This is a genomic window from Lunatibacter salilacus (assembly GCF_009797935.1).
Classification (GTDB): domain Bacteria; phylum Bacteroidota; class Bacteroidia; order Cytophagales; family Cyclobacteriaceae; genus Lunatibacter; species Lunatibacter salilacus.
The window spans coordinates 49,896-62,090 of sequence record NZ_VOLC01000006.1 but is presented as its reverse complement, the minus strand read 5'-3'; the positions used below and the strand labels follow the sequence as shown (position 1 = coordinate 62,090).

Below are 12,195 nucleotides of genomic sequence, written 5' to 3'. Positions count from 1 at the left end.
AAACCGGGGGCTATTGTATCGGCCGTGCCTGACGGCACTTAGAATCAATAAGCCTTAACTAAGAGCGACTTATAACATGAGTGCTTCGGAAATATCGGATAAGTTCAAAGCATTTACAACGATCATTTCCAAAAAGCGACAGCTCGATCCGGATCGGAAAAAGACTCCCTCACGAAGATATCGTGGATGTTATGGGAACGTTTTGCCATGACCTAAATTATTTTACAGCCTTGGGGCTTTGCAAATACCCCACCAAATCAACCACTTCCTTGTCTGAAAGCTGCTCAAACAACCCCGGAGGCATCATTGACACCGGAGTTACTTCTCTGGACTGAATGGTGGATTTATTTATGATAACAGGATCCTGTCCTACGACTCTAAGGGTAATCTGCCGTTGGTTTTCTCCAACTACATTCCCGGTATAAGTTCGTCCATCACGTGTGGTGATTACGACCATTTTGTAAGCATCTTGAATCTCCGCACTGGGTTCAAGTACATTCAGCAGGATATAGTCCACATCTGTCCGATTGGATCCTGTCAGATCCGGCCCGAGGTCCGCACCTTCGCCAAACATCTTATGGCAGCTTCCACAGGTTTGCTGAAACAGGCTTTTGCCTTGTTGGATATTAGCTGAAGTTAATGCGTCTTTCGTCAAGATCGATTGGTATTTGTCATAGGCGGTTTTGTCATGGGCTACCTGCTCGATGGGCCCCCAGATTTCTATAAACCCACTACCCACAACCCGAAGCAACTGTCGGGCAATATTGGCTGGGATCTCTCTTTTGGGAATTTTCCCTGCTTTGATTTCTTGGGCAAGAAGGTTTCCGTATCGGGAGCGGGAGGAAAGGGTTTGCAAGGCCGCATTTTTTTCCTCCGTGGAATAAATTGAAAACTCGTTAATCAGGAGCCGACCCAAGGATTCCTGATCGAAAGCAGCGATAGCTAAAATCGCTTCTGACCGCATTTCTTTTTCCTTTATCAATTCGGGTAACCGGGCAACCAATTCAGGGCGTTGTTGGGCTGTGAGAGTACGAAGTGCACTTATGCGCTGTGCTATAGGAGCCTGTTTATTTGACAAGGTGGCAAATGAGCGCTTGGTCGCTTCCACATCCCCAAACAGCTCCGAAATGGATTGACTTAGCTGTTGGGTTATTTTATCGCTATCAAGTTTTTTCGCCAACTCAGGCCAAGAAGCTGGAATTTCCAAATCCGTCCTTCCTTCCATGCCGGACAGCATCCCTTCAAGTAGATGAATCCGATTGGGTGGATTTTTTGCCAGCGTAGCTACTAGCTTGTCCATGTAATCTCCGTCCACCGTCCTTCTCGCCATAAACCGACTGACCATCGGTAATTGGGATTGGCTGGCCAAAGTGACAAATTTCTCCGGATTCTCTTCAATAAGGTGTTCAACGCCGTACCAAATCATTTTTGGGAGGTTATGGTCTGATTCATCTTCTTTATGTTTGAGAAGTGCCTCCGCGATAGGCCATTGGTCATTAACTTCAATTCGTTGCAGGCTGTTGGCCAAATTTAAGCGGACCACAGGAGAAGGATCGGATTTGGCCATGGCGGTAAATTTGGCTAGTGCTTCCCTCGGAGCGTTATAATCCTCGCAAAGCAATTGAATCCCCCAAGCCCTTACATGCGGATCCCTGTCAGTCAGATGCTGCATAAGCTCTTTTTCCGTAAATCCCCCAGTCAAATGCACGCCCCACATTGCCCTTAGGCGATGATCCGGATTCTTGTTGTCAGCAAACATCTTTTTCAAAAGGGTTTGCGTGTCCTCTTTGAGGATTCCCTGTGTGGCTCTTTTTTGAAGAATGCCTCTGGCTCTTCGGCTGTGCCAGTCACTGCTACTCGTTTGAAGGGCCACCAATTCCTGGTCTGACAGCTTGTTTAGATCCTCATACCTTCCCTCCCAATTTTTTGCGAGTGATTTTTCTGGCATGATACGAAATACCCGACCCGTTTCTCCAAGGAGCACTTCCTGACCGCAAATATCCGCATCGTGCCAGTCTAGCACATACATTCCTCCGTCTGGCCCTATCTCCATGCTAAAGCCAACCCATTGGGCATTGTTGGCCATTAGGAACTCATCTCCGTCTTTGCCGATAAACCCGGAACCGTCCGGAACCAAAATGTCGGATAAAACAGCATGCTCGTGAATATTGGCCATGAAGATCCGTCCATGTTCTTCAGCGGGAAAGGCGTCAGACTGATAGATCCGAGCACCCCCATGAGCAGAACGGTGCCGGTGATCGGCAATCGTTTTGATGTCTTCATAAACGTAGGGATTAAAATGCTGTCCTCCCTGTCGGTGATAAATACCACCTGGGACCACATGCCACAAGTGGGGTATCACGCAGGCAGTGATAAACAGATTTCCTTTGGCATCATAATCAATGCCCCAAGGATTGCTAAAACCATGCGCAACTACTTCAAACCTGTCTTTGGTAGGGTGATAGCGCCAAACTCCACCGTTTATATCCACGCCATCAGCCTCCAATAGATCTTCTGGAAATGGGTCTTTGTGATAAAACAACTTGGCATCTCCGCTGGGTTTTCGGATTTTGGAAGGAGTGGCAAATCCCTGTAATCCATACAGCCAACCATCGGGACCCCAGTGTAGACTGTTCAGCGTTTCATGCCTGTCCCTGATTCCCCATCCAGTTAGCAAAATCTCCACATCGTCCAAGTCAGCTTTGTCGTCTCCGTCTTTGTCGGGAACAAATAAAAGATGTGGAGGAGCACCCAGATATAAGCCATCAAAACCCACTGCAATGGCTGCAGGAAAAGCAATACCTTCCAGAAAAACCTTTTTCGTATCAGCAACTCCGTCTCCATTGGTATCTTCCAAAATAAGAATCCGGCTGTCACCGGCATTGGAGAATCCATGACCACGGGATTCATAATCCCTGTTTTCAGCAATCCAAAGCCTCCCTTTGTCGTCCCAACAAAATGCCATGGGTTGCGTCATCATGGGTTCGGAAGCGAATACGTTTACCTTGTACCCCTCTTTAATGGTCATTTCGTTTACCGCTTCCTCCGGTGTCAAAAACTTGGCACTTCGGCCCTCCGCTTGGGCAATACCCCAAAGTTCCGTGGTGTTATACATCCCTGACTTTCCTGAAAAACTGGCCCAATAATCGTTGATTTCCAGATCACTCAAATCTCCGGAGTAAACCAATAACTGATGTTTTATCGTAAGACTTTCTCCTTTGTTGATCGTCCAGTCATTGTCTTTGGTGTAAGCTGGTCCAACGCCCAGTTGGCCATCTACCCGCCATTTTTGGGGATATCCTTTGTTTTCGGGATGGTCAAAGATCGCCACCTGTGCGTAGTCTTCTCTGCCATCAAGCTTCATCCCAACATTAACCCACATTGCTTTTTGGCCTTCCGCTTTGTCGTTTTTCTGCCGGGCGGCATTTACCACTTCTCCCTCCATTCCCTCTTTCCAAGGCATACGAAGGAACAATCCCCCATAATCATATTTACCAATAGTTACATCCTCAATTCCTTCCCCCTTCCATTCCATACTGAGTTGGTATTTTCCTTCCGCTTCTGTAAGGCTCCAAGTCAGTGTTTCCTGCATCACCGGATTTCCTATTGAATCCAATAGATGGTAGACAGTCTGCCATGAAACCAATTCCCCGCTTTTTTCAATCATATTCGCTGCGATCCGCTTCCAGTAATCACCTTGGGGGTTGTGAAAATAATCCCTTCCGTTTACACTGGTAAGCCCCCAATAAAGGCCTGTTTGATGTTTGTGGTGCCCAGGACTAAATTCTGTCAATTCGCTTTTTCCGTCAGGTGAGATAATAGGGTGAAGGTATGGCCTAAAATCCGCTTTTGCTTCCTGGGTAAGTATGGGAGTGGATTCGCCGTCCTTAAAAACATAGATGGCCCCCGTCTCCGCATCCTGTTCCAACCGAAGGATTGTTGGTTCGGAAAGTTGTTCCTCTGCGTTCTTACTTCCGGGTGTACAGGATAAAAAAATGAGGATGGATATTGGGATGAAAATCAAATTTTTCATGATTCGGTAACTATGGGTTTAAATCAGTACTAACTTGGTAAGTTATGAAAAGGTAATAGCTAGTCTAAAGGTCGATGGGTCTATAGGTTTATGGGTTTGTTGGTCAAAAACGTATAGTCTGTCGAAATCCAATATTTCAGCCCTAAGACTATATTTCAATCTTCCCTAGTATCCATCAATATCAAATATAGAAATAATATCAACTCCCCTTATTTCGTCTGTAGGATATATTTCAACCATACCCTGAACCGCTACGCTCCTCAGGGTTTCCGCTTCGCTCCAATTTCAACCTTATTACTACCATATTTAACCAATATTCAGAATCAATATCCAATATCAACCAATATCAATCCCCGACATCTCTTCAATATCCATGAATATCCTATATCCACCAATATCATTTCAACGATTTCAACATCAAATATCCTACATATTCCCCGGATGAATTACCCCATATTGGGTTTTAAGCCTTCTAAACCGGTCTTTTAATGAAGTGATAAGTTCTACATTTGCTGGATCTGAATACGTATTGTTCATTTCCATTGGATCGGTTGCGAGATCGTAAAACTCCCATTCATCCAGCTCATAGAAGTGGATTAGCTTGTATCGTCCATTGGTAATGCCCTCGTGCTTTTGGACGCTATGTACGGCTGGAAACTCGTAGTAATGATAATATAAATATTGCCTCCAATCCTCCGGCGTTTGTCCGGTCATTAACGGAAGAAGACTACGGCCTTGCATCACGATAGGGGCAGGAATATCAGCAATTTCCAAAAAGGTTTGGGCAAAATCCAGATTGGAAACCAAGTCGTCGTTGACGCTGCCGGGAGAAATATTACCTTTCCACTGCATTAGCAAAGGGGTTCGGTAGGATTCCTCATACATAAACCTTTTGTCAAACCAGCCATGCTCTCCCAAATAAAAACCCTGATCGGAAGTATACACTATTAATGTATTTTCGTCCAGCCCGCTATCTTCCAAATAGTCCAAGACCCTGCCTACATTGTCATCCACGGAGCGGATGACGGCTAGGTAGTCTCGCAGATAGCGTTGGAACTTCCAGCTTGTCAATTCATCGCCCGAAAGGTTTTGTTTCTGAAAATCGGCGATTATGGGGTCATAAACCGCATCCCATGCGGCCTTTTGGGCTTCATTCATACGGCCATAGGTGCGATTATAACTACCCGATTTTTTGCTTTCTTCCGTCCAAATTTTGAGATCGGAAGCCAATTGCATGGTTTTTTCGATGGTCATGTCCTGCTCTCTTGCCGCCGTGCCTCTTGTGCTGTAATCGTCAAAGAGATTTGCAGGTTCCGGGAAAACTACATCCTCATACAGCGTTAGGTGGTCGGGTCCCTTTTCCCATTCCCGGTGCGGAGCCTTGTGCTGAAGCATCAGCATAAAGGGTTTGTCTGACTCTCTCTGTGCCTTTATCCAGTCTAATGATTTGTCTGTAATGATATCAGTGACATATCCGGGTTCAATCAAAGTGTCTCCGGGAATGATAAAGGTGGGATTATAGTAATGTCCCTGTCCGGGAAGGATCTCCCAATGATCGAACCCAGTTGGTTCCGATTTAAGGTGCCATTTGCCAATGAGGGCAGTGGTATATCCGTTTTCCTGAAGCAGTTTCGGGAAAGTTACTTGGCTGCCGTTAAAGGTGTCATTGTTGGTTCTGTGACCGTTGACATGGCTGTGGACTCCGGTAAGTACAGTGGCACGGGAAGGGGCACAGATTGAATTGGTGACATAACATTTGTCAAACCGCATTCCTTGTAAAGCAATCCGATCCAAATTGGGGGTTGGCGCATAGGATGCCAGCTCATGCTTGTAAGCACTCAGAGCTTGAAACGCATGGTCATCGGTAAAAATGAAAATGATATTGGTTTTCTTTGCTTCCTTAGTCGCCTCTAGATTGCTTTCACAAGCTCCAAGAAAGAGGCTAAAAATACATATTAGGAATATAGACGTTTGGGAATAATGTGTTATCTGGGTTAATTTTTTTGTGATTTGATGATGGGTGTACATGAAGAGGTGTTTTTTTGGGGAGTTCAACGTGTAAATTATTTAATCTTTTAAGGTAATCAAAAACAATTTCTTCCAATTTCGGAAGAAGTACCTTAATTTTCGGTTTAAATAAAATAAATGCCTTCATGAACTACCGAATTTCCATGCTGATAATGCTGCTTATGGCAGTATTAATTTCCTGCAACTCTTCCACCACACCACCTCCAACCCCTGTCCTTCCCGTGCCAAATGAACATCAACTGGCTTGGCAGGATCTGGAATTTTATGGCTTTGTCCACTTCAATATGAATACCTTTACCAATATGGAGTGGGGCACAGGCGCGGAGGATCCGGAATTGTTTAACCCCACGGAATTTGATGCCAATCAATGGGCTCAGGTATGCAAGGATGCCGGTATGAAGGGAATTATTATCACTGCCAAGCACCACGACGGATTTTGCCTTTGGCCTACATCTACTACAGAGCATTCTGTAAAAAACTCTCCTTATAAGAACGGGGAAGGGGATATCATCCAAGAAATTGCGGATGCCTGCAAAGCGCATGGACTGAAATTCGGAGTGTATCTTTCCCCTTGGGATAGAAACCATGCCGCATACGGCAGTCCAGAATATGTGGAAATATTTCGCACACAGCTTCGTGAGCTGCTCACCCAGTATGGGGATATTTTTGAGGTCTGGTTTGACGGGGCCAATGGTGGCACTGGCTATTACGGCGGTGCGAACGAAGACCGAAAAGTAGATAAGAAGAGTTACTACGACTGGCCCACCACTTATGCCCTAGTCCGGGAACTACAGCCACAGGCAGTCATTTTTGGAGATGCCGGACCGGATGTGCGTTGGGTTGGGAATGAACATGGATTTGCCTACGAAACAACTTGGTCAAACCTTATGCGGGATTCCGTCTATGGGGGCATGCCTGAATACAGTGAAAAATATTCCGCCGGTCAGGAAAATGGCACCCATTGGGTTCCCGCTGAAGCGGATGTATCCATCCGTCCGGGGTGGTATTACCACGAATATGAAGACCATAAAGTGAGGTCTCTTCCCGAGCTGTTGGATATTTATTACAAAAGTATCGGACGAAATGCTTCCCTGCTATTAAACTTTCCGGTTGACAGACGGGGTTTGATTCACGAAAATGACATTGCCCAGCTTAATATACTTACGGCCAAGATCGCTGAAGATTTTGCTGAGAATTTGGTAACTAAGCAAACTTCCATCACCTCGGATAAGGACAGGGGAAGGGGATTTGAGGCTAAAAATGTTTTGGATGAGAAACTGGACACATACTGGACCACTCCCGATGGAGAGCTAAGTGGTTCCATCACCATAGAATTTAAAGAGCCGATAATTTTCAACCGCTTCTTGGTTCAGGAACATATTGCCCTTGGGCAGCGGGTAAAGGAATTTAAGTTGGAAGCTGAGAATGAGGCCGGATGGGAAACTATCGCCGAAGAAACTACCATTGGGTATAAGCGGATATTGCGTCTACCGGATACTAAGGCCAAATCGATCCGCTTTACTGTAGTGGATGCCAGGGGTATCCCTACGATCGCCAATTTAGCGGTTTATAATGCTACCAAGTTGGTTTTGGCACCGGAAGTAACTCGAAGTAGGGATGGAAATGTAACCCTTTCAGTGCCGGAAGAGGGAGTAGATATTTTCTATTCACTGGATGGAAGTACGCCAAGTTCTGTATCCGAGAAATACACCGCACCATTTTTGGTGGAAACAGGCGCTGAACTGCAAGCCATAGCTATGGATCCCGCCACCGGACTTCAAAGTGAAGTTACCACCGCAGCGTTGGATATACCCAAGAAAAACTGGAAGGTACTTAGCAGTGGACGGAATCCCGACAACCTAATTGATGAGGATATGGGTACCAACTACATTTCAGACAACATGGAGGCAGTAATTGACTTGGGAGCTGCCTATTCATTGGCAGGATTTACCTATATGCCCATGCAAAATCGGTATATGTCCGGCGTTGTAAGCCTTTACGAATGTCATGTGAGTTTGGATGGTAGAACTTGGAAAAAGGCTGCCGAAGGAGAATTTGGCAATATAGCCAACAGCCCCATCCTGCAACGGGTAACCTTTGATCCAATCGAAGCGAGATTTATCCGGCTAAAAGCCATAAAAACACTGGATGGCAATCCGGCAAGCTTTGCGGAATTGGGGGTGATTACGGAAAGATAGGTCGAGATCTTTAATTTAACGAACCAGGTTGTGAGAAAGGCGTTCGGAGACGGAAGCCTTTTTCTTTGGCTGAAAATTTGGACAAGCCCTTTTGGGGGCTTCGGCACGATGACTATGTAAACTTGGAAGAGGAGTTTATTACGTTTTATAAGATGCGGTTGAGAAGGGGGTAGGTTTATGAAAGGGAAGTTATTACAATTATATAAATTTTAAGTTTTTTCCCCTTTATCAAACACTCCTAAATATCCCGGGAACATGGTGTGGTTGCGGACGTATAATTAGGCATTGGCTTTATGATTAAACCTTAATAAATGAAGATGAAATTTAAGCATACCGTATTTTTTGTTTTTTGCATTTTCATGACTCTCTTTGCCTGTAATCAGGACGATGTTTCCCCTACTATCGATAGAGAAATTTGCCGTAATGTGGCGAATAAAAATTTTGAAGCTACAATACCGTTTATGAATTCTTATCTGCAAGGGTTAAAAAAAAACGAAGGCGGGGAATTGGAAAAGTTTGAGAATTGGTTAAACAGTGTAAGTTGCATAACGAACGCAACAATAGGTTGCAATTCCTGTATGTTTTCGTATCCCGCGCAAAGTGCGATGCAGGTTGTTTTTGATTCTCAGGGTCAGGATCTTGAGATGACTATCCATGTTCGAATGGCCGAAAAACTCGAGGTAGTAAGGATATTTGAAATAGACTGAGAAGGAGGAAAATACAAACATATCTATTTGTTTCATTTTTAACGAAACGTTTTTTTTGAATCGCAATTCAACCACGAACCTGCAACAAAATTTCGGGGAAAATTCAAATGAAAAGAAAACCCCAAAGTAATTTGCACTATAAGATGTGCATTTTTCATGTGAATTGTTCAATTTGTTGTGCGTTTTTCTTCAATCAAATGCGGGTTAATAATGAGGTGATATCTTCAAAAACTGCCGATTTCGTTATTGATAAGATTACATTTGAAGTAGGTGGGAAAAACAAGCCCCACAAACAGATTGAGAAAGATGGTTAATCCTATGTGGTAAAGGACGATATAGGATTCGGCTACCTCAATGTTATACCCCTTTGGGCTTTTGGGTTGAATTATTAAGAAGTAGATTTTTTCTCTAGGTTGTTGTATTATTAATAAACACAGCTATATCATTTAGTTAAAAGGTTCTTAAACAGGTCTTTTGTGTTAAGTTTAATCCACAGATTATAACCGAAAGTTGTCGTATATCATTTAGCTGGATTTTTTGGATGGCAGGTACATTTAAGGAATTTTGATACCAATCACCATTTCCTGTCTTGAATTATTCCGAAAAGTTAGGATATTGGAATTCATTCCTTTGAACTAGGGAATGCCATCTTTATTTCGGTCAATTTATGCATCAATATACCACCCAACCTAGCTCTATCTTGGCTTTTTGCCTACCCTTTTTATTATTTATTTTTTTTCTAACTGCCTGTTCTCAGTCCGCCAAGGAAAATAAAGAGTGGCGTGAATACCTGGGAGGACCCGACCGAAACCACTATACCTCCTTGGACCAAATTAACCTATCGACTGTCAACGACCTTCAAATCGCATGGATCTACCATACCGGGGACAGCGGACATATGCAGACCAACCCCATTATCGTGGATGGGGTGCTTTATGGCATGACTGCGGGCGTTCAGCCCTTTGCCATCGATGCGGCAACCGGCACCGAAATCTGGAAACATGCCGCTGGATCTAAGGATTCATTTAGTGTCAATCGGGGAGTGGTCTATTGGGAAAGTGGAGCAGATAAACGAATTCTGTACTCGCAGAGTGAGTGGTTATATGCCGTTGATGCATCAACAGGTGAACCAATCTCCGCCTTTGGAGATGCAGGCCGGATAAGCTTAAAAACTGGTCTCGGGCCCACAGCCATAGATAAAATGGTGCTTTCCAATACCCCGGGAACAGTTTATGATGATTTGATATTTATGCCATTAAGGGTTGCTGAAGATCATAGAGCTGCTTTGGGTCATATTCAGGCATTTAATATCCGAACCGGGGAGTTGGCCTGGGTTTTTCACACCATTCCCCATCCTGGAGAATTTGGGTATGACACATGGGCAAAAGACACCTATCTCAACAAAGGCATCGGTGGGGCAAACAATTGGGCTGGGATGGCCATAGACCGGGATAGGGGAATTTTATATGTGCCAACTGGTTCCGCAGCGCCGGATTTCTATGGTGGGGATAGAGTGGGAACAAATCTTTTTGCCAATTGCCTACTCGCCCTGGATGCCCGAACAGGAAAGCGAATCTGGCATTATCAGTTGGTTCATCACGATATCCTGGACATGGATCTGCCCGCACCACCTAATCTACTGACAGTAACCCACGAAGGCAAAACCATTGATGCGGTGGCTCAGGTCACCAAACATGGTTATGTTTTTCTATTTAATAGGGAAACCGGTGAACCGCTTTTCCCCATTGAGGAAAGGACGGTTCCCCCATCAACCATCCCGGGAGAACAGGCATGGCCCACACAACCTTTCCCTGTCAAGCCAGCCCCTTTTTCCAGGCAGGCGATCACCGATTCCATGATAAGTCCCTATGCGGAAAACCGGGAAGAATTGCTTGAGATATTGAGAGAGAGTAGATATTCTGGACCTTTTACCCCATTAAATGAAAGGGGAATGCCTGTCTTTCCAGGGCTCAGTGGAGGGGCGATTTGGGGTGGAGCAGCCGTGGATCCCGAGGGGATATTGTATATCAACAGCAACGAAATGGCCCGGTATATGGGTATCGGGCCAAGCGCTTCAGAAGAGCAATTAAATGCGATGAGTGTGGGAAAGCGCACCTATACATTAAACTGTTCCCCCTGTCACGGTGCCGACCTCAAAGGGCATCCTGAAAGTGAATACCCCTCTCTTGTAAATATTTTCAATCGTAAAACACCTGATGAAGTCACCCAACTGATTTCCTCCGGAAAAGGCATGATGCCTGCCTTCCCTTCCATATCCCCATCCGAAAAGGAAGCTTTACTGGCTTTTTTGGAAAAAGGAGATTCAGAGATGGCTGATAGTGGCAATGAACCGGGGCTTGTGGCAGAAGCTGGTTCCACGGATCTGCCTGCTTATGTGGTCAATCGCTATATGAAATTTCTAGACAGTAATGGCTATCCTGCCGTTAGCCCCCCTTGGGGTACCTTGAATGCGATAGATATGAATACGGGTGAATATCTCTGGAAGATTCCCTTCGGGGAATATCCCGAATTAATGGCTAAGGGGCTGCCTGTGACGGGAACGGAAAGCTTTGGCGGACCTTTGGTGACCGAAGGTGGTTTGCTGTTTATAGCTGCCACGCAAGATGGCAAGTTCAGGGCGTATGAGAAGCGAACGGGAAAAATTGTATGGGAAACGGTTTTGCCCGCAGCGGCATTTGCCACACCCAGTTCCTATGAGGTTAATGGACGGCAATATATTGTATTGGCCTGTGGGGGAGGAAGGTTTAATACGCCGAAGGGAGATATGTATGTGGCCTTTGCACTCCCCGAATAACACACAATTAAAGATTATGGTCCGAAGGTTTCACGCAGTGATCGCAACGGTTTATACGCAGCGACCGCAGCGACTTTTTTTCGTTTTGAGTTACTTATGTCTTGCTAGGAATTTTGTCATTTTTTAATCATATGGTGTACAGTAGTTCAAATAGGCTATTCCGATATCCGTTGCGTCCGCTGCGAAGTCGTAGCGCCCATTGCGTGAAAAAAGAGAACCAATGAATACGGAGAATTTTCTAAAAAAAACTCAGTGCTCTTTGTTCCTTCTTTGTGTCCTCCGTGGTCCTTTTAGCTGGAACTTGAATTGAGGAAATGATCGATGGCTGCGGGTTTTCTCTTGACAAAATGGATGCATAAATAATAGTACATCGATTTCGAAGATTGAGGGAGTGCCAAATTCATTTCGTCGAAT

The 12,195-nt window shown here is 44.9% G+C and carries 5 protein-coding genes; 3 read left to right on the top strand and 2 right to left on the bottom strand.

Annotation, left to right across the window (positions count from 1 at the left end; genetic code table 11):
* Positions 1-217: 217 nt before the first annotated feature.
* Together FQ608_RS09800 and FQ608_RS09795 are read right to left on the bottom strand one after the other, a co-directional pair.
* Positions 218-4,033 carry a PVC-type heme-binding CxxCH protein gene (locus tag FQ608_RS09800; RefSeq protein WP_158857934.1) on the bottom strand — a complete coding sequence of 1,272 codons (3,816 nt, stop codon included), beginning with the start codon at positions 4,031-4,033 and terminating at the stop codon, positions 218-220.
* A 426-nt stretch (positions 4,034-4,459) separates the two neighbouring features.
* Entirely contained in the window at positions 4,460-6,061 is a 1,602-nt protein-coding gene (locus FQ608_RS09795) for a sulfatase family protein (protein ID WP_158857933.1), read from the bottom strand.
* A gap of 125 nt (positions 6,062-6,186) precedes the next feature.
* Between FQ608_RS09795 and FQ608_RS09790 the strand changes: the two genes are divergently transcribed.
* The 3 genes from FQ608_RS09790 to FQ608_RS09780 all read left to right on the top strand — a co-directional run bounded on the left by FQ608_RS09790 (position 6,187) and on the right by FQ608_RS09780 (position 11,781).
* Positions 6,187-8,259: an alpha-L-fucosidase gene (locus tag FQ608_RS09790; RefSeq protein ID WP_158857932.1), complete on the top strand. Its 2,073-nt coding sequence runs from the start codon at positions 6,187-6,189 to the stop codon at positions 8,257-8,259.
* Positions 8,260-8,570: 311 nt separating this feature from the next.
* The gene (locus FQ608_RS09785; protein WP_158857931.1) at positions 8,571-8,966 is read left to right on the top strand and encodes a hypothetical protein; all 396 of its coding nucleotides are present in this window, start codon (positions 8,571-8,573) and stop codon (positions 8,964-8,966) included.
* Between the two features lie 667 nt (positions 8,967-9,633).
* Entirely contained in the window at positions 9,634-11,781 is a 2,148-nt protein-coding gene (locus tag FQ608_RS09780; protein WP_158857929.1) for an outer membrane protein assembly factor BamB family protein, read from the top strand.
* Positions 11,782-12,195 lie beyond the last annotated feature (414 nt).